Here is a 17,301-nt window from a genome sequence, read left to right as displayed (position 1 = left end):
CGGTCTCGGGATGCGGCGCCACGAGGGGAGCGGCGGATGGTCCGAAGCGCTGGTCAGCGACGAGCCCCAGCGGGCAACGAGGCGCTGATCCGGTCGCTGTTCGCCGAGCACGGACGGGCGCTCCTGGCGTACGTCACCAGATTGACCGAGGACCGCGCGCTCGCCGAGGACATCGTCCAGGAGACGATCCTCCGGGCGTGGCGGAACCCGGAGGTCATGGTGAACGGCAAGGGCTCGGTGCGGGGCTGGCTGCTGACCGTTGCTCGCAATATCGTCATCGACCAGTCCCGGGCTCGCGCGGCCCGGCCGGCCGAGGTCCCGGAGGTGCCGTACAAGCCGCCGGTCGCCCGCGACCACGCCGACCACGTGGTGAACCAGATGGTCGTGATGGACGCGCTGGAGCAGTTGCCGGTCGAACACCGGGACGTCCTCATCCAGATCTACCTGAAGGGCCGCACGATCAAGGAGGCGGCCGATGCGCTCGGAGTACCGGTCGGCACCGTGAAGAGCAGAACGTTCTACGCGCTGAGAACCTTGCGGGACACGTTCGGTGGCCGGGATGCGGGCCTCGGGATGGTGACCCGATGACCGCGCCGCACGGACACGTCGATATCGCCGGCTACCTGTTCGGCCTGCTGGACCCGGTCGAGTACCGCCGCGTCGAGGAGCACCTCGCCACCTGCCCGGCGTGTCGGCACGAGGTGACGGTCCTGCGCGACATCGAGAACGCGCTGGACGAGGTGCCCCCGGAGCTCTTCCTGGACGGCCCGGACCCGGAGACCGACATGCTGATGCAGCGGACGCTACGGGCGGCCCGCGAGGAGTCGGCCTCCCGCCGATCCGGGGGCCGTGCGCTGCTGGCCGGTGCGGCGGCGGTGGTCGCGCTCGCGCTCGCGGTCGGCGGCGGCGTCTTCCTCGGACGCTCCGGCGAGCCGCAGGAGTTCGTCGCCGACCCGTCGCAATCCTCAGCCGTGGCGGGCACCCGTACGGCGAGTGCGAAGGATCCGGACACCGGCGCGGAGATGACCGCACAGGTCGTCCCGGCCGCCGGCTGGGTGAAGGTGAACGCCACGCTCAGGGGCATCAAAGCGGGCGAGGAGTGCCGGATGATCGTGCGCTCGGCCGAGAACGAGGAGATCGCCAGCAGCTGGGTGATCACCGAGAAGGCGGCGTCCGCCCCCGACGGCTGGCCGATCACCGGCAACGCCGCGATCGCACCCGACGCGGTCGAATCGATCGAGATCGTGACCACCGCAGGGCGCCACCTGGTCACCGTGGATCTGTGACCGTCACGATCGACGACGTCCGGACGATCGCCCGGCCGTTGCCGCGGAGCTACGAGGTCGTCGTCCGGGACCGGGTGAAGTTCCGCGTCGGGAAGATCGTCTACCTGGCGTTCTCCCGGGACGAGACCGTGCTCGGGTTCGCGTTCCCGCGCGAGGAGCGCGGCGCGCTCCTCGCGGCGCGGCCCGAGGTGTTCCTGCCGCCGGACCGCACCGACGAGAGGTTCAACTGGCTGCAGCTCCGGATGGCCGCCGTCGAGCTTCCCGAGCTCGAAGAACTGGTGCTGGACGCGTGGCGAATGGTCGTTCCGAAGCGGGTCGCGGCCGACTACCTCTCCGGACGCTGACGCGTGTCCGCAGGCGAGGCTAGGGTCGGACAGGTGTCCGAGTCCGCGCCCCCACCCACCGCACCCCCCGTCGAGGAGGACCTCGTCGAGGCGGATCCCGTCGAGGCGCCTGCCGGGGAGGACCTGCACGACGACTCCGTGGAGTGGCTGGTGGACGCGGCGCGACAGCCCGCGCCGCCGCAGCGCCGGCTGCGGCGCACGGTCGCGCTGCTCGCCGGTGCGCTGGTGTTCCTGCTCGTCGCGTGCGGGGTCGGGGCGGTGGGGTTCAGCCGGTTCGTGCACCGCGACCCGCCACCGGAGCTGGAGAGCGCGGCGGTCGTCGGAGCCCGGGACGCTGCGGCCCAGCGGCTGGCCGCGGCCCTCTCGGTCGTCGCACCCACCGGAGCGGCCCGATTGGGGGTCGCCCGGCACGAGGCGTGCGAGCGGGGTGGTCGGGCGCTGTGGCGGTGGGACGACTACAGCTGGATCTGCGCCAGCCAGCACACGGTGGTCCTGGAGGTCCCGTTCACCGGGCTGGAGGCGGCACTCCGGCAGAGCCGGGAGCAGGTCGTGCAGGCGGGCTGGGCCGTCCATGCCGACGACGCCGACCAGCAGCTGGCGAACCTGTCGGGGTCGGAGCCGGTCCCGCTGCCGGAGGACAACTCGTCGTCGCCCGCGCCGTCCGGCCCGGTCGCGGTCAACGCCGCCGTGTACGAACGGGACGGGGTCGAACTCGCGCTGCACTTCGCCCAGGCGGACGAAGACTCCGTCGGGTACGTCGAAGGCCTCCAGGACGTCGTGCTCGTCTCGTCGGACGAGCGGGAGTGGGAGCGGCACGCCCCGGCACTCGACCTCACGCCGCTGCAGTACGCGGCGTCCCGGTACGGCGGTGCGTTCCTCGTCGTCACCGCCCAACGCACCTGGTTCCAGAACTAGGCCGTGTCCTGCGGATCCGTGCTCGGCTGCGGCCCGCGCAGGCGCCGACCGGCCGCGTTGTCGGGGATCCACCGATACAACAGCTGCCAAAGAGCTAGCGGCAGCCGCGGACCCCTCCGCCTTGCCGGTCGACGCCTGGGTGGGGCCTCGCTGCGAGCGAGATCGCGGGACACGGCCTAGGCTCCCGATCGTGACAGCGGAGCGATGGCTGCAGGAAGCGGTACGACTCGCGACGGCCAACGCGGACGCGGGGCAGTTACCGTTCGCGGCGCTCGTCGTGCGGGACGGCGAGACGCTGGCGACCGGCGTCAATACGGCGTTGGCCGACTGCGACCCGACCGCGCACGCCGAGGTCGCCGCGGTCCGGAATGCGTGCCGGGCGCTCGGCACCGTGCACCTGACCGGCGCGGTCGTCTACGCCAGCTGCGAGCCGTGCGCGATCTGTCACGCGGTGGCGGCCACGGCGGGCGTGACAGCGCTGGTCTACGCCGCGCCGAAGGAGTTCGCGCCCGACCTGCGGTACCCCGCGCCGCCGGACAGCGCGCCGCTGGCGACGAGCATGCAGGCGGCGCTGCGGGCGCTCGCGCCGGAGCAGATCCAGCACGTGCCGACGCCCGGCGCGGACGAGCCGTTCCGCCGCTACCTGGCGCAGCTGCCGTGAAGTTGGGGCTCAACGTCCGGAACTTCGGCCCCAGCGCCGATCCGGAGGGCCTGCGGGCATGGGTGCGGTTCGCGGAGGACGCGGGCTTCGCCCTGGCGATGATGTCCGACCACGTCGCCTCCACGCCGGACGTGGACGAGACCTACCCGGCGCCGTTCTACGACCCGTTTCCGACGATCGCGTGGCTGGCCGCGCACACGACGACGCTGGAGCTGGGCACCAGCGTGACGATCGCGCCGTACCGGCATCCGTTGCAGACCGGCCGGGTTGTCGCCAACATCGACCGGTTCAGCGACGGGCGGTTCGTGTTGGGGGTGGCGTCCGGCTGGTCGGAGCCGGAGTTCGCCGCGCTCGGCGTCCCGTACGCCCGGCGCGGCGCGATGACCGACGACTACCTGCAGATCCTCGTCGACTTCTGGACCCACGACCGGATCTCGCACGACTCGGAGTTCGCCACGTTCACCGACGTCGCGACCGGGCCGGCGCCGGTCCGCACGCCGCACCCGCCGATCTGGGTGGGTGGCGCGGCGCCGGCGGCACTGCGCCGGGCGGCTCGGTTCGGCGACGCCTGGCACCCCGGCAACCCCGACCTCACCTGGCTCCGGGACGTCGGGCTCCCGGGGCTCGCCGCGGCCGCCGCCGCTCTCGGCCGGCCCGCCCCGCCGGTGGCGCCCCGCATCCAGCTGGACGTGCGGGAGACGCCCGTCGACCGGCCCGACCGCCCGGCGGGCACCGGAACACTCCAGCAGATCGCCCAGGATCTGGACACGATCGCGGATCTCGGCGCAAGCTACGTCGTCCTCGACACCAACCCCGACGATCCGCACGATCGGCGCCCGCTCACGGAGGACTTCACCATCCTGGAAAGCGTCGCGCGGTACTGGCGTGACCGGCGCGCTTGACCTGAACTGGACTTCATGTTTTACGGTTCGTTCCGGCGTCCCGGGAGCAGCGTCCGACCTCCCGGGACGCCGCCGCGCCCGCTCCCGCGCCGATCCGTACCGACGCATCGGCGATCTCGAACCGGAAAGGGACGAAGGGAAGGTTCGGTGTGCGTCTAGTGTTCACTGCGGTAATTGGGTGAACCAGAACTCGTCGGGCGACGTGCTCACCTGGTGAACTTCTGTCGCACCCATGCGGTGACCTCTGCCGAGCTCGCATATTGCTCCGGACCCGACAGTGGAAGGTGGTGACCGGTGACCACGACCGCTCCGGCGACCGTTCGTGTACTCGCGCGGGCCAAGCTCCCGACCCGCCACGGCGTCTTCGACGCCGTCTGTTTCTCCGGCGCTGACGACGTCGAACACCTGGCTCTCTCGATGCGGACGCCGCCCACTGAGCACTCAGCGCCACCGGGCGGCGAACCGCCGCTGGTCCGGGTGCACTCCGAGTGTCTGACCGGGGAAGCCCTCGGCTCGCAGCGCTGTGACTGCGGTGACCAGCTCGACACCGCGTTGCGGCTGGTCGCGGAGGAGGGCCGAGGCATGGTCCTCTATCTGCGCGGCCAGGAGGGCCGCGGGATCGGCCTGGCGCAGAAGATCCGGGCCTACGCGCTGCAGGAGACCGGGCTGGACACGGTCGAGGCGAACCTCGAGCTCGGGGAGCCGGTCGACCGCCGCAGCTACGGCCCGGCCGCCGCCTACCTGCGGCAGATCGGGGTCGAGGAGATCCGGCTGCTGACGAACAACCCCGACAAGGTGGCGGCGTTACGGGCCGCCGGTATCCGGACCGCCGAGGTCCACGCGATGCCGGCCGCGACGCTGCCGGCCAACGAGGCCTACCTGACGACGAAGGCCGAGCGGATGGGGCACCAAGGGCTGCGCCCCGGCGAGCAGCCGCTCAACGGCGCGGCCGGCTGAGCTCCCGGAGGCGGGCCACGGGCGACCGTGGCCCGCCTCATCTAGGTGGTAGGACCGGTGACCGGGTACTGGTCGTGGCGAGCCCACAGCTCGATCCACTCGTCGTCGGTCAGTCTGCGGCCCTCGGTGGCGATCTCGGCGAGTTCCCGGAAGTAGGCCTCGCGTGGTGCGCCGGGGGCGAACACGACCAGCATCGCGGCGGGCTCGTCGGTGCCGTTGTAGTACCCGTGCGCGCCGCCCTCGGGCACGTGGAGGAAGTCGCCCGGCTCCGCCTCGACCCAGCGGCTGCCGTCGTAGACCGTGACGGTCCCCGCGGTGACGTAGAACGACTCCGAGAACGTCTTGTGGAGATGGGTGTCGGTGCCGCCCGTCCGGGGTGGTATCCGCCATTCGAACAGGCCGAACCGGCCCTGGGTGGCGGAGCCGGGGGCGACGAACCGGGCCACGCTGCCCGCGCCCAGGGTCACTTGTTCGGCCGAGCGGGCCGGGTGGAAGCCGCTGAGGACGGTGTCGGGGAGGTCGGTCATGACGACGACCGTAGGGGACGAGCGGGAGCGTGCGTTCGCCTGCCCGAGGGCGGGCGCAGGGCGTATGAAGGAGGTTGGTTCGCTGAAGCAACCTGGCCCGTCCTCGGTGAGGAGAGTCGATGACGTCCGGCCGAGCCCTGCATCCGAGACACGGCACCCACGATCCCACGCGCGGAACGCCCGCCCGGCGTCCCGGGTCGGTGCGCCGGACCAGCACCGTCGACATGCTGCGGCCGGATGGGCTGACCGGCCGGGTCGTCGTCGACGCCCGGGCGCGCGACCTGCGCACCGCCACAGTCGGCACAGTCGCCGAGGGATCGGCGGCGCACACCCGGATCGAGGCCGAGGTCGACTACGTCGGCGGCTGGACGTTGCGGGCGATCTCGGCCGACCCGCCGGACGAGCGGCTCGCCGCGCTGGCCGGGGCGTCGCTGGCGGGTGGGTTCCGACGCCGGGTCCAGGAGACCCTGCCCGAGCAGTACGCGGAGGCGACCCGGCTGCATCTGCTGCTCGACGACTTCCCGGTGGCGACGCTGGTCAGCGGCGTCGCACTCAGCGCCGGGGGCTTCTCTGCCAGCGGTGAAATGCTGGACCGGATCGCCCGGGAAGATCTGTGCTCCGGATGGCGGAGCGACGGCACGATCATGGTCGGGATCCGGCGCGACCGGTTGATCCCGGCGGTGACCGGCCCGGACGCTCCGGACGTGGTGGTTCCGGACGACCCGGAGGCGTGGCACGAGCGGCCGCCGCTCCCACCGCACGCCGTCCGGCGGGCACGCCGGCTCGACGTCTGGCCGGCGGACGGGCGGTGGGAGATCGACAGCCTGTACCGCGATTCGCACGTCGACGCCGACGGCCGGGAGACGGTCATCCACGAGTGGACGGTGCGCGGACAGGTGGACCCGGACGACCACCGGATCCGCACGATGACCGCGACGCCGCAGGTGCTGCCATGGGTGGAGTGCCCGTCGGCGGGCGCCAGCGCGGCCCGACTGGTGGGTCAGGACGTGCGGGAGCTCCGGCCGTTGGTGCGGCGGGAGTTCACCGGGATCTCGACCTGCACGCACCTCAACGATCAGCTCCGGCAGCTCGCGGACGTCCCGGCGCTAGTGTCTTGACGCGTGAGTTCGTTCGCGCCTGGCGCCTGGCTTGACGAAGCGTTTGCCTTCTACTTCTGCGCTACGAACCTCCGACCCACGACAATGGTGGGGTTTTCCGCAGTGCGGTAGTGCGGAGTGCCTGGTCAACCGGGTGGTCGGCCCCATGGTTGGGCGATGGCGTGCTTTCTAGCGTCAAGCCATGACCTTTGTGGAACTGACGATGGACGACGGGGGACCGGCCGGCTGGGCGGTCGACCTGGTGGAGGAACTCGGCGGCCCCGGCGCCGGGCTGGCGATCGCCGCGGAGAACCTCTTTCCGCCGATCCCGAGCGAGGTGATCCTGCCGCTGGCCGGGTTCGCCGCGAGCCGGGGTGAACTGAGCCTGGCCAGCGCGCTGTTCTGGACGACGGTGGGGTCGGTGGTGGGCGCGCTGCTGCTCTACGGGCTCGGCGCGGTGTTCGGACGGGACCGGCTGCGGGCGGTCGTGGACCGGCTGCCGCTGGTCAAGCTCACCGACGTCGACCGGACCGAAGCGTGGTTCGCTCGGCACGGTGGCAAGGCGGTGTTCTTCGGGCGGATGATCCCGCTGTTCCGGAGCCTGATCTCGATACCGGCGGGCGTCGAGCGGATGCCGCTCGGACGGTTCCTGCTCTACACGACCGCGGGGAGCCTGCTGTGGAACACGCTGTTCGTGATGGCCGGGTACCAGCTCGGCGAGCAGTGGTGGCGGGTCGAGCGGTACGCCGGGTGGCTCCAGTACGCGGTGATCGCAGTGGTGATGGCGGCGGTGGGGTGGTTCGTCCTGCGTCGGCTGCGCCGGGGGACACTGGTCCGGTGAAGGTCCTGTCCGGTCGGCTGCGGCCGTTCGTCGGTGTCGCGCTGGGCGCGTGCACCGGGATGGTCGCCCTGGGTTACCTGGTGGCCGCCGGCGGGGCGTGGGTGCTGACCGGCGGCCGGGCGCGGGAGCGGCTCGGGGCGGGGGCTCGCGCGCTGGTGCGGCTCGACGAGGAGCGGGTCACCCGGGCGTACGGACCGGTAGCCATCCGGGTGGTGACCACCGCACGGGCGTGGCGTTACCTCGCGGCCAGGGTGCCGGTCGGGTTGTTCGGCGGCCTGCTCTACACGCTGCTGGCCTGGGGCGCGGCGACGGTGGTGGCGCTGGTCGTCGGCTGGTTCATCGGCTGGCCGGTGGACGGCATCGAGCCCAGCCCGTTCAACATCGCCTACCTGACCGGGCTGGGCGTCGTGCTGGCGTTCCTCAACTTCTCCGGGATCATGGCGTTGGCGCGAGTCGACCGCTGGGTGGCCGAGCACCTTCTCGGCCCCGGGCACCGGGAGGCGTACGAGCGGCGGATCGCCGAGCTGTCCACCGCGCGCGCCGAGGTGGTGGTGGCGGTGGACGCGGAGCGGCGCCGGATCGAGCGTGACCTGCACGACGGCGTCCAGCAGCGGCTGGTGGCGGTCGGAATGCTGCTGGGGCGCGCCCGGCGGGTGGAGCAGGGAAACAACGACCGGCTCGCGGAGTTGCTGCGGCAGGCCCACGACGAGGCGGCGGACGCGCTGGTCGAGCTGCGCGAGGTCTCCTGGCGGGTGTTCCCGGCTGCCCTGGACGCCGGTGGGCTCCCGGTGGCGCTGGAGACCGTGGCCGAGCGGTCGCCGGTGCCGGTCGCGCTCACCGTGGAGCTGCCGGAGAAGGGGCCGGCGGCGATGGTGAGCGTGGCCGAGACCGTCGCCTACTTCGTGGTGAGCGAGGCGGTGACGAACGCGATCAAACACGCGCAGGCGTCCACGGTGGAGGTGACCGTGCGGCAGACCGGGAACGATCTGCGGATCGTCGTCCGGGACGACGGGGTGGGCGGTGCGGAGCCGTCCGGCGGCGGCCTGACCGGGCTCTCCCGACGGGTGTCCGCGCTCGACGGCCGGTTCCGGGTGGAGAGTCCGCAGGGCGGGCCGACGACGATCGAGGCGGTGCTGCCGTGCGGCTGATGCTCGCCGAGGACTCCGCGCTGCTGCGGGTGGGCCTGGAACGGCTGGTCGCCGACGAGGGGCACGAGGTCGTCGCGTCGGTGGGGAACGCCGACGCGCTGCTCGCCGCGGTCGCCGCCGAGCCGCCGGACGTCGTCGTGGTGGACGTCCGGATGCCGCCCACCCACACCGACGAGGGGCTGCGGGCGGCGCTGCGGATCCGCGAGCAGTGGCCGTCGGTGGGTGTGCTCGTGCTCTCCCAGTACGTCGAGAAGCGGTACGCGACCGAGCTGCTGGGCAGCACCGCGTCCGGCATCGGATATCTGCTGAAGGACCGGGTCGTGCGGGTGGAGGAGTTCCTCGACGCGCTGGCCCGGGTGGCCTCCGGCGGCGCCGCGTTCGACCCGGAGGTGGTGCGGCAGTTGCTGGCCCGCTCGTCCCACGCCGATCCGCTGGCGGCGCTGACCGCGCGGGAGCGGGAAGTGCTCGACCGGATGGCGCAGGGCCAGACCAACGGGCGGATCGGCGCGGACCTGTCGATCTCGCAGAGCGCGGTGGAGAAACACGTCAACGCGATCTTCGACAAGCTCGGCCTGTCCGCCGACGGCGGTTACAGCCGCCGTGTGCTCGCCGTGCTCCAGTACCTGGGGGCGTGATCCGCTCGGAGCGTTGTGCGTTCGGGCCGCCTATGGGTCGCCGGAACGCACACCGCCCCCTGGCTTAGCGGTCGATGGGGCCTAGCGGACGATGCGGCGGAGTTGGCGGGCCTGGGCGGCGAGCTCGCCGTCCGCGGTGCGCAGCTCGGTCTCGTCGACGCAGAGGTCGGCCGTCGCCCAGGCCGTGCGCTGGCGGAGGCGGAACCAGCCGTCGGGCCGGTAGCCGACCGGAGTGAAGTGCGCGGTGAGCTCCGCGGTCGGGATCGGCACCGGGCGGCGCAGCGTCGCGAAGAGCCCGGGCGGCAGCGCGTCGAGCAGGATCGCGGCGGCTTCCGGGGCGGCGAACGCCCGCTGAGTGAACACCGCAGGGCGAAGGCGGATCCAGACGTCGAACGCGGGCTCGTCCCCGCCCGCGAGCGGACGCGACGCGCTGACCGGCCGGATCTCGAAGTGCTGGCCGACCGGCACCAGCTGCACCGGCAGGTCGAGCCGGGGGCAGGCTTCCGGCTCGGGTGCCGCGTCCGGTAGCGGCCACGCCGGCGCAACCCCGCCAGCCGCCCCGGTGCCGGTGTCCCCGGTGCCTGCCGTCCCGGCGTCCGCGCGGCCGGGAGGCGTCCCGGGGGCGGCGGAGGGCCGGGCACTCGCCGGGCGGACCACTCGGACCAGGCCGGTCACCGCCGTGCCGATCCGCGCGGTCACCGCAGCGGTCCGGCCCGGGTGGACGAGCGCGGCGTCGACCAGGAGGTCGCCGGGCGGGACCGGCGCCAGGAAATGGGTGGTGATCGTCGCCGGAGTGCCGGGCACCAGCGCGTCGGCGGCGGCCAGCAGCGCGGCGACCACCACGCCGCCGTGCACTCCGGTGAAGCCCTGCCACGTCTCGTCCGCCGGGTAGACCAGCGTTGTCTCCGCCGTGGTCGTGGTCATCGCGCACCCTCCGGCCGCGTCGCGCCGTGCTCGTGGTCGTGGTCGTGGTCGTCGGCACGTTCACCGGCGCTCGGGGCCCGGTCGGCCGCGGCGGCCGAGACGGCCACGGGCGGCCCAGCCGGCACCGTCGGCGGGCCGGTGCGGCGGGAGCTGAGGCCGAGCGCGGTCACCGCCGCGACGACCGCGACCGCGGCGACCACCCACCACGCTCGCTGGAACGCCTCCAGGGTGGCGTCGGACCCGGCCGGCGACGCCAGCACCGCGACCAGCACGCTCACCCCGAGCACGGTGCCGACTTGCCGCCCCATGTTCACGACCGCGCTGCCGGTCGCCGACCGTGCCGGGGGCAGCTGCGCGGTCGCGGACGCCAGGAGCGTCGGCAGCGCCAGCCCGACCCCCACTCCGCAGACCAGCCAGCCGGGGAGCACCGCGGTCAGGTAGGCGGGCTGCGTGTCGACCGACGTCAGCAGCAGGACGCTGCCCACCGCCCAGAGGGCGCAGCCGACGGCGGCCAGCCGTCCGGCCGGGATCCGCCGCAGCAGGCCCGCGCCGCCGAGCGCGAACAGCGGCACCATCAACGGCCCCGGCGCGATGGCGAGGCCCGTCCGCACCGCGGAGTAGCCCCAGACGTCCTGCATCCAGAGGATCACCGCGAGCAGACCGGCGGCGAACGCCGCGCTGAAGACCGCGGTGGCGATCGCGGCCCAGGTGAACGTCCGTACTCCGAAGAGCGCGGGGTCCACCAACGGCGACGCGTGCCGGGCGCTGCGGAGCCCGAAGCCCGCCAGCGCGAGCGCGGCCACTCCGAACGCGACCAGGATGCCGGTGCTGGTCCAGCCCCGGTCGTTGCCCTCGACCAACCCGAACGCGAGCGCGCCGATGCCGAGCGTCAGCAGCGCGGCGCCGACCAGGTCGAGGCTGCGGTCGGGGTCGGCGGCCCGGTGGTCGGGCACCCGCCGGAGCGCCCCGATCACGAGGACGACGCCGAGCGGCACGTTGATCAGGAAGATCCACCGCCAGGACAGCTCCACCAGCAGCCCACCGACGACCGGCCCGGCGGCGGCGGCCAGTGCGCTCGTCGCGGCCCAGATCCGCACCGAGACCGCCCGCCGCTCCGGCGGCGCCGCGTGGATCAGCAGGCCCAAGCTGGTCGGCGTCAGTGCGGCGGCGCCGACCGCCTGGACGATCCGGAAGCCGACCAGCGCGGCGAGCGTCGGGCTCGCGGCGGCGGCTGCGCTCGCCGCGGTGAACAGCACCAGCCCGGCGACGAACACCGGCTTGTTGCCGACCCGGTCGGCCCATCGCCCGACCGGAACGAGCAGCGCGGCGTAGACGATCGCGTAGCCGTTGAGAATCCAGCTGAGGTCGCCGAGCGAGTGGTCGGGGAAGCTCCGGCCGATCTCGGAGAAGGCGACGTTGACGACGAACAGGTCAAGACCGGCGAGGAACGGGGCGCCGCACAGGATTGCCAGATCCGGCCCCGCACCCCCCACCCGCCCACCCTGAAATCGGAAGAGCACCTTCTGGCTTGACTTCTGCATAGCCAGGCACGCTAGAGGTCTGACTACGGTTGTGTCTAGCCAGGAGTAAGCTGTTCCACATGCCGATGCGACTCGAAGGACCACTCGCCGACCGATCCCGGTGGCAGGCGTCCGCGTGCTCGATCGGTAAAGCGATGGACGTCGTCGGGACGCGGTCGGCGATGCTGCTGATCCGGGAGGCGTTCTACGGCACGACCCGGTTCGACGACTTCGCCGCGCGGGTGGGCATCACCGACGCGATCGCGTCCGCCCGGCTGAAGGAGCTGGTCGCGGCCGGAATCTTCGCCAAGCGCCCGTACCGCGAGCCGGGGCAGCGCACCCGCTACGAGTACGTCCTGACGCCGATGGGGCAGGACCTGCTGCCGGCGGTGCTCGCGTTGATGCGCTGGGGCGACCGGTACCTGCAGACCGACGGCGAGGGGCCGCTCGCGGTGGTCGAGGACTCCACCGGCGAGCCGGTCGAGGTCCGCGCCCGCTCGGCGTCCGGCGCCGACCTCGACGCCGACGGCATCCGCCTCCGCGTCAACCGCCGGAGCGCGGCCGTTCAACGGCGCTGAAAGCGGGCTGGAACCGGACTGAAGCCGGACACCCGCACTCTCCTCCTGGGCGTGACCACCGGGGTCACGCGGAACCAGGAGTGAGTAGATGACACCGGCGATCGCCGCGACCGGTCTCCGCAAATCCTTCGGCAACCATCCCGTGCTGGACGGCGTCGACCTCACCGTTCCCGCGGGCACGATCTTCTCGCTGCTCGGCCCGAACGGTGCCGGCAAGACCACCACGGTCCACATCCTCTCGACGCTGCTCGCGCCGGACGGCGGCTCGGCGCGGATCGCCGGCTCCGACCTCGCGTCCGACCCGGGCGGCGTCCGCGCCTCGATCGGCGTCACCGGGCAGTTCGCCGCGGTGGACGACGTCCTCACCGGCGAGGAGAACCTGCTGCTCATGGCCGACCTGCACCACCTGGGCAAGCGGGAGGGCAGGCGGCGCGCCGCCGAACTGCTGGAGCAGTTCGACCTGGTCGACGCCGCGCGGAAGCGGCCCGCGACCTACTCCGGAGGCATGCGACGCCGCCTCGACCTGGCGATGGGGCTGGTCGGCCGGCCGCGGGTGCTCTTCCTCGACGAGCCGACCACCGGACTCGACCCCCGCAGCCGCCGCACGATGTGGCAGATCATCCGCGGGCTGGTCGCCGACGGCGTCACGGTCTTCCTCACCACCCAGTACCTGGAGGAGGCCGACGACCTGTCCGACCGGATCGCGGTGCTGAGCGGCGGTGTGGTCGTCGCCGAGGGCACACCGACCGAGCTCAAGCGGCGCGTCTCCGGGGGACACGTGCAGCTGCGCTTCGCCGACGGGGAGACGCTGGCGCGCGCCACCGCGCTGCTGGCTGAATCCAGTCCGTCCCCGGACAGCGACGCGCTCACGCTGCGGGTATCCAGCGACGGCGGGGTCCCCTCGCTGCGGAGCCTGCTCGGCCGGCTGGAGGAGGACGCGATCGACGTGTCCGAGCTCTCCGTCCACCTGCCCGACCTCGACGACGTCTTCCTCGCGCTGACCGGAGACGCCCGATGAGCACGCTGACCTCCGCTCTCGCCGACTCGCGAACGATGTCGCAGCGGGCGCTGCGCCACACGCTGCGCGATCCGATCTGGCTGGGCGCATCGATCGCCACGCCCACGCTCTTCCTGCTGCTGTTCCGCTACTTCTTCGGGAACGCGATCGCCGCCGGGAGCGGAAGCGGGACCTACGCCGACTACGTGATGCCCGGCATCCTCGTCATCGCCGTGGGCGCCACCGCCGGTGCGACCGCGGTGAGCGTCACGGCGGACGGGGCGAAGGGCATCATCAACCGGTTCCGCACGATGGCGATCGCCCGCACGTCGGTGCTGACCGGCCACGCGGTCGCCAACGTCGTCCGGACGTTGCTCTCGGTGGCGCTGGTCCTGGCGATCGGTGTCCTGATCGGGTTCCGTCCGACCGCCACCGCGGGGGAGTGGCTCGCGGTGGCCGGCCTGGTCGTGCTGCTGTCGGCGGCGGTCAGCTGGCTGGCGATCGGGATCGGGCTGGCGTTCACGACGCCGGAGAGCTCGAGCTCGATGGCGACGCTGATCCAGTTCCTGCCGTTCCTGGGCAGCACGTTCGTCCCGACCGACTCGATGTCGAGCGGAGTGCGGTGGTTCGCGGCGCACCAGCCGTTCACCCCGATCATCGAGACCCTTCGCGGGCTGCTGATGGGCGATGCGATCGGAACCCAGGCGTGGTGGGCGTTGGGCTGGTGCGGAGGGCTGGCGCTCGCCGGTTACGTCGGCGCCCGGTGGCTCTTCTCCCGCGCCGTGCGATAGGCGTCCAGCTCCACCCGCGCGGCCTCGCGCAGCCCGGCGGCGTCCAGGTCGGCGTAGCCGGAGACGGCCTCCCGGTACGCCGACGGGTCGACGCGGGCGGGGACCGGAGCGACGCACTCCGGCCGCATCGTCGGGGTGAGGCTCCGCGCGTAGCGGAACCGCTCGGCGAGCGCGACCAGCCGGGCGGCCGTCGCCGGCGCGTCCCCGCGGGGGTCGTCGGCGAGCAGCGCGGTGCCCAGCGCGAGCAGCAGCGCACCGACGGCCGGCGCCGCGACGGTCCCCGCGGCCACGGTCTGCGCGGCCACGGACGGCGTCGACGACGTCCGGATCAGCTCGGCCAGCCGCTCGGGCAGACCCTCCAGGGTGTCGGTGACCAGCGCGAGCCGGCCGTGGGCGGCGTGCGCGACCACCAGCGCCGCGCGCAGTTGCAGGTCCCACGGATCCGGGTCGGGACGGTGGATCGCCGCCTCCGCGGGCCCGGGCGTCTCCCGCGTGGCCACTGCCGTCCGCCAGGTCGCGAGTCCGGCGTCGACCTCGCCCCTGACCAGCTGGATCTGCGCCCGCACCGCGAGATGGAACGTGAGCGGCGACGCGTCGCTCGTCGTCGGCTCTGCTGGCGCCGGTCCGAGCCACCGCTCGGCCTGCTCGACGTCGCCGAGCTGCAGGTTCGCGAGCACCATTCCCCACCGCACCTGGGCGAAGTCGGGCGAGCCACCGAGGGATTCCAGCAGGCGGAGGGCGGCGAGCAGGTGGTGCCGCGCGTGGGCACCGTCGCCACGCTCGAGGCAGAGCTCGCTGATCCGGGAGTGTGCGCCGATCCGCCAGAGCGGGCCGCTGCTGCGTTCGGCGGCCGCTAGGGCGCGGTCGGCCGCGCGCAGGGCGGCGTCCGGATCGTTCGCCCGCTCGGCCTGGTAACTGGCGACGACGTTCGCGACGCCGGCCAGCAGCGGCTCGTCCCGCGCGCACAGCGCGTCCAGCCCGGCCGGGCCGGTGCGCAGTCCGTCGACGATCGTCGCCACCGCCCGGGGCAGCGTCGTCGGGGGCGCCGGCGGAAGCCGCCGCAGGGTCGTCAGTGACCGCGTCGCACGCACCCCGCCGACCAGGTACGAGTGGACGACGCCCAGCGCCGCCGCGGTGCGCACCGACTCGACCAGTGCGGGCTCCGGCCGGTAGTGCGAGAGCAGCGGCTCGGTGTTCCGGACCAGTGCGGAGAGGCGCGCGTATTCGAACTGAACCGTCCAGGTCGCGCCGAGCACCGCGGCCAGCGCGGCGACCGTGCCGCCGTCCTCGCGCGCCAGCGCGTGCCGGAGAGCGAGCGTCAGGTTGTCCAGCTCGACCAGAACCCGGTCGGCGGCGGCGAACGGCTGGTCGGCGAAGAGCGTCCCGGCCTGCGCCGCACCGAACGTCCGGGCCCACTCCAGCAGCCCGCTGACCGCCTTCTCCGTACCGGCGGCCTCCCGCTGTTCGGCGCCGTACGCCCGGACCGTCTCCAGCATCCGGAACCGGACACCCCATCGGTCCTCGGTGACTCCGAGCAGCGAGTGGTCGACGAGGCTCTCCAGGACGCGCAGCACGTCGTCCGCGCCGATCAGGTACGCCGCGGCGTCGGCGGTGAAACCACCGGGGAAGACGGACAGCGCCCGCAGCGCGTCCCGCCCGGGCTCCTCCAGCAGGTTCCAGCTCCAGTCGACGACCGCGTGCAGTGTCCGGTGCCGGGCCGGCGCGTCCCGGGCGCCGCCGCGCAGCAGCGCGAACCGGTCGTCGAGCCGGCGGGCGATCTCCGGCACCGAGAGCGCCCGCACCCGCGCCGCGGCCAGCTCGACCGCGAGCGGCAGACCGTCCAGCCGGCGGCAGAGGGCCGCGAGGGTGTCGGGCGGGAGGTCGACGCCGGGCCGGGCAGCCCGGGCCCGCTGCGCGAACAGCTCGATGGTGGTGGGCAGGTCGAGCTGGGGCAGCGGATACACCGACTCGGACGAGAGGCCGAGCGGCGTCCGGCTCGTGGTCAGGACGCACAGACCCGCGGCCCGGGAGACCAGCGCACCGACCAGCGCGGCGACGCCGTCGACGACGTGCTCGCAGTTGTCCAGCACGAGCAGCGCCGGACCCGGGGCGAGCGCCGCCACGACGCCGCTCAGCAGGTCTGGGGAGCCGCCCGGTCGTCCGGCCCGGTCGCTCGCCCCGAGCGCGGTGGCGACCTCGGGGAGCACGTCCGCGTCGTCGGTCACGCCGGCCAGCGCGACCAGGTGGACGATCGGCTGCTCGGCGTCGCGGGCGACGGCCTGGGCCAGCCGGGTCTTCCCCAGCCCGCCCGGCCCGACGATCGACGTCACCCGCGCCGTGCGGAGCAGGCGCAGCACGGCCGCGCGGTCGGCGTCGCGTCCGAGGAGGGGATTCGGGTCGAGCGGGACGCCCTGCCGGACGGTGCCGCGCAGCGTCTGCTGGTGCCAGCGGGTCAGCTCCGGGCCGGGGTCGGTGCCCAGCTCGTCCCGGATCGCCCGGCGGTACGCGTCGTAGCGGGCGAGCGCCGCCGGGACGGACTCGGTACGCAGCGCCTCCAGCAGTAACCCCTCGTCCCGGGGTAGTTCCGCGGAGAGCTCGGCCAGCAGGGGAGCCGCCTCGGCGGTCCGGCCGAGGCGGGCCAGCGCCAGCGCGCGGGCCCGGGCGAGGACCCGGTAGGTGGGCGCCCGGGCGGCCCGGAGCGCGGCCAGCGGATCGTCCGCGGCCACGGCATCGTCCGGGCGCGCGTCCCAGAGCGCCAGCCCCGCCTCGGCGGCGGTGAGCGCCGCCGCGTGGTCCCCGGCGTCCGCGTGGCGGTCGGCCGCGGTCGCGTGCAGAACGACGGCGGACGCGTCGACGCGCTCCGGAGCGAGCGCCAGCCGGTATCCGCTCGGGGTGCTGACCACGACGTCCGGGCCGAGCAGCGTCCGGGCGCGGGCGACCAGGACCTGGAGAGCCTTGGTGGGGTGCTCGGGTTGCGCGCCCGGCCACAGTTCGTCCACCAACCGGGGAACACTCGCCCCGGTGCGGAGATCGTCGGCGAGCAGGGCGAGCAGCGCCCGCAGCCGGGGCGCGGTGACCTCCCGGCCCCGCCACGCGACGCGGGAGAGCAGCGCCAGGTCGATCCCCACGCTGGGAAGGGTAGTGCGGCCCGGACCGGCATTTTCGGCGTGCGGCGCTC

18 protein-coding genes are annotated in these 17,301 nt (G+C 73.6%); 14 read left to right on the top strand and 4 right to left on the bottom strand.

What is annotated here, in order from left to right; genetic code table 11:
• The first annotated feature begins 36 nt into the window (after positions 1–36).
• From ABEB28_RS33835 to ribA, 7 genes are all read left to right on the top strand, one after another.
• Positions 37–588, top strand: a complete 552-nt coding sequence (locus ABEB28_RS33835; protein ID WP_345732328.1) for a sigma-70 family RNA polymerase sigma factor — start codon at positions 37–39, stop codon at positions 586–588.
• Positions 585–1,286, top strand: a complete 702-nt coding sequence (locus ABEB28_RS33830; protein ID WP_345732327.1) for an anti-sigma factor family protein — start codon at positions 585–587, stop codon at positions 1,284–1,286. Before ABEB28_RS33835 ends, ABEB28_RS33830 begins: the two co-directional genes overlap by 4 nt.
• On the top strand, positions 1,283–1,630 hold the full coding sequence (locus ABEB28_RS33825; protein WP_345732326.1) for an MmcQ/YjbR family DNA-binding protein: 348 nt from the start codon (positions 1,283–1,285) through the stop codon (positions 1,628–1,630). The genes ABEB28_RS33830 and ABEB28_RS33825 overlap by 4 nt, the downstream gene beginning before the upstream one ends.
• A gap of 33 nt (positions 1,631–1,663) precedes the next feature.
• Positions 1,664–2,545 (top strand): hypothetical protein, encoded by an 882-nt coding sequence (locus ABEB28_RS33820; protein ID WP_345732325.1) that lies wholly within the window; start codon positions 1,664–1,666, stop codon positions 2,543–2,545.
• A 190-nt stretch (positions 2,546–2,735) separates the two neighbouring features.
• On the top strand, positions 2,736–3,206 hold the full coding sequence (locus ABEB28_RS33815; RefSeq protein ID WP_345732324.1) for a nucleoside deaminase: 471 nt from the start codon (positions 2,736–2,738) through the stop codon (positions 3,204–3,206).
• A complete protein-coding gene (locus tag ABEB28_RS33810) occupies positions 3,203–4,108 on the top strand; it encodes a TIGR03619 family F420-dependent LLM class oxidoreductase (RefSeq protein ID WP_345732323.1) in 906 nt (301 codons plus the stop codon). The genes ABEB28_RS33815 and ABEB28_RS33810 overlap by 4 nt, the downstream gene beginning before the upstream one ends.
• Before the next feature lie 294 nt (positions 4,109–4,402).
• Entirely contained in the window at positions 4,403–5,065 is a 663-nt protein-coding gene (ribA, locus tag ABEB28_RS33805; RefSeq protein ID WP_345732322.1) for a GTP cyclohydrolase II, read from the top strand.
• A 41-nt stretch (positions 5,066–5,106) separates the two neighbouring features.
• Here the strand turns inward: ribA and ABEB28_RS33800 are convergent, their stop codons facing one another.
• Positions 5,107–5,592, bottom strand: coding sequence for a cupin domain-containing protein (locus tag ABEB28_RS33800; RefSeq protein ID WP_345732321.1), 486 nt, complete (start codon positions 5,590–5,592; stop codon positions 5,107–5,109).
• Between the two features lie 119 nt (positions 5,593–5,711).
• Here ABEB28_RS33800 and ABEB28_RS33795 point away from each other — a divergent pair, with 119 nt between their 5' ends.
• The 4 genes from ABEB28_RS33795 to ABEB28_RS33780 all read left to right on the top strand — a co-directional run bounded on the left by ABEB28_RS33795 (position 5,712) and on the right by ABEB28_RS33780 (position 9,313).
• The gene (locus ABEB28_RS33795; RefSeq protein ID WP_345732320.1) at positions 5,712–6,710 is read left to right on the top strand and encodes a DUF2889 domain-containing protein; all 999 of its coding nucleotides are present in this window, start codon (positions 5,712–5,714) and stop codon (positions 6,708–6,710) included.
• Between the two features lie 181 nt (positions 6,711–6,891).
• Entirely contained in the window at positions 6,892–7,530 is a 639-nt protein-coding gene (locus tag ABEB28_RS33790) for a DedA family protein (RefSeq protein WP_345732319.1), read from the top strand.
• Positions 7,527–8,678 (top strand): sensor histidine kinase, encoded by a 1,152-nt coding sequence (locus ABEB28_RS33785; RefSeq protein WP_345732318.1) that lies wholly within the window; start codon positions 7,527–7,529, stop codon positions 8,676–8,678. The genes ABEB28_RS33790 and ABEB28_RS33785 overlap by 4 nt, the downstream gene beginning before the upstream one ends.
• Positions 8,669–9,313: a response regulator gene (locus ABEB28_RS33780; RefSeq protein WP_345732317.1), complete on the top strand. Its 645-nt coding sequence runs from the start codon at positions 8,669–8,671 to the stop codon at positions 9,311–9,313. The genes ABEB28_RS33785 and ABEB28_RS33780 overlap by 10 nt, the downstream gene beginning before the upstream one ends.
• An 81-nt stretch (positions 9,314–9,394) precedes the next feature.
• Here ABEB28_RS33780 and ABEB28_RS33775 read toward each other — a convergent pair whose 3' ends face one another.
• Both ABEB28_RS33775 and ABEB28_RS33770 read right to left on the bottom strand, forming a co-directional pair.
• Positions 9,395–10,237: an acyl-CoA thioesterase domain-containing protein gene (locus tag ABEB28_RS33775; protein WP_345732316.1), complete on the bottom strand. Its 843-nt coding sequence runs from the start codon at positions 10,235–10,237 to the stop codon at positions 9,395–9,397.
• The gene (locus tag ABEB28_RS33770; protein WP_345732315.1) at positions 10,234–11,778 is read right to left on the bottom strand and encodes a DHA2 family efflux MFS transporter permease subunit; all 1,545 of its coding nucleotides are present in this window, start codon (positions 11,776–11,778) and stop codon (positions 10,234–10,236) included. The genes ABEB28_RS33775 and ABEB28_RS33770 overlap by 4 nt, the downstream gene beginning before the upstream one ends.
• 59 nt (positions 11,779–11,837) lie before the next feature.
• Between ABEB28_RS33770 and ABEB28_RS33765 the strand changes: the two genes are divergently transcribed.
• The 3 genes from ABEB28_RS33765 to ABEB28_RS33755 all read left to right on the top strand — a co-directional run bounded on the left by ABEB28_RS33765 (position 11,838) and on the right by ABEB28_RS33755 (position 14,123).
• Positions 11,838–12,335 carry a winged helix-turn-helix transcriptional regulator gene (locus ABEB28_RS33765; protein WP_345732314.1) on the top strand — a complete coding sequence of 166 codons (498 nt, stop codon included), beginning with the start codon at positions 11,838–11,840 and terminating at the stop codon, positions 12,333–12,335.
• An 88-nt stretch (positions 12,336–12,423) separates the two neighbouring features.
• Entirely contained in the window at positions 12,424–13,353 is a 930-nt protein-coding gene (locus ABEB28_RS33760) for an ATP-binding cassette domain-containing protein (protein WP_345732313.1), read from the top strand.
• The gene (locus tag ABEB28_RS33755) at positions 13,350–14,123 is read left to right on the top strand and encodes an ABC transporter permease (RefSeq protein ID WP_345732312.1); all 774 of its coding nucleotides are present in this window, start codon (positions 13,350–13,352) and stop codon (positions 14,121–14,123) included. Before ABEB28_RS33760 ends, ABEB28_RS33755 begins: the two co-directional genes overlap by 4 nt.
• Here the strand turns inward: ABEB28_RS33755 and ABEB28_RS33750 are convergent.
• Positions 14,081–17,251, bottom strand: coding sequence for an ATP-binding protein (locus tag ABEB28_RS33750; RefSeq protein ID WP_345732311.1), 3,171 nt, complete (start codon positions 17,249–17,251; stop codon positions 14,081–14,083). The two genes, ABEB28_RS33755 and ABEB28_RS33750, sit on opposite strands and share 43 nt — an antisense overlap.
• Positions 17,252–17,301: the final 50 nt, after the last annotated feature.

The sequence above is a fragment of the Cryptosporangium minutisporangium genome (genome assembly GCF_039536245.1).
GTDB classification, from domain to species: domain Bacteria; phylum Actinomycetota; class Actinomycetes; order Mycobacteriales; family Cryptosporangiaceae; genus Cryptosporangium; species Cryptosporangium minutisporangium.
This window is presented reverse-complemented; position numbering and strand designations above follow the sequence as displayed.

What these genes read in the sequence shown, in the direction of transcription:
- ABEB28_RS33755 (WP_345732312.1), top strand. Translation starts at nt 13,350, where the DNA reads ATGAGCACGCTGACCTCCGCTCTCGCCGACTCGCGAACGATGTCGCAG.
- ABEB28_RS33830 (WP_345732327.1), top strand. Translation starts at nt 585, where the DNA reads ATGACCGCGCCGCACGGACACGTCGATATCGCCGGCTACCTGTTCGGC.
- ABEB28_RS33760 (WP_345732313.1), top strand. Translation starts at nt 12,424, where the DNA reads ATGACACCGGCGATCGCCGCGACCGGTCTCCGCAAATCCTTCGGCAAC.
- ABEB28_RS33790 (WP_345732319.1), top strand. Translation starts at nt 6,892, where the DNA reads ATGACCTTTGTGGAACTGACGATGGACGACGGGGGACCGGCCGGCTGG.
- ABEB28_RS33770 (WP_345732315.1), bottom strand. Translation starts at nt 11,778, where the DNA reads ATGCAGAAGTCAAGCCAGAAGGTGCTCTTCCGATTTCAGGGTGGGCGG.
- ABEB28_RS33800 (WP_345732321.1), bottom strand. Translation starts at nt 5,592, where the DNA reads ATGACCGACCTCCCCGACACCGTCCTCAGCGGCTTCCACCCGGCCCGC.
- ABEB28_RS33775 (WP_345732316.1), bottom strand. Translation starts at nt 10,237, where the DNA reads ATGACCACGACCACGGCGGAGACAACGCTGGTCTACCCGGCGGACGAG.
- ABEB28_RS33835 (WP_345732328.1), top strand. Translation starts at nt 37, where the DNA reads ATGGTCCGAAGCGCTGGTCAGCGACGAGCCCCAGCGGGCAACGAGGCG.
- ABEB28_RS33795 (WP_345732320.1), top strand. Translation starts at nt 5,712, where the DNA reads ATGACGTCCGGCCGAGCCCTGCATCCGAGACACGGCACCCACGATCCC.
- ABEB28_RS33765 (WP_345732314.1), top strand. Translation starts at nt 11,838, where the DNA reads ATGCCGATGCGACTCGAAGGACCACTCGCCGACCGATCCCGGTGGCAG.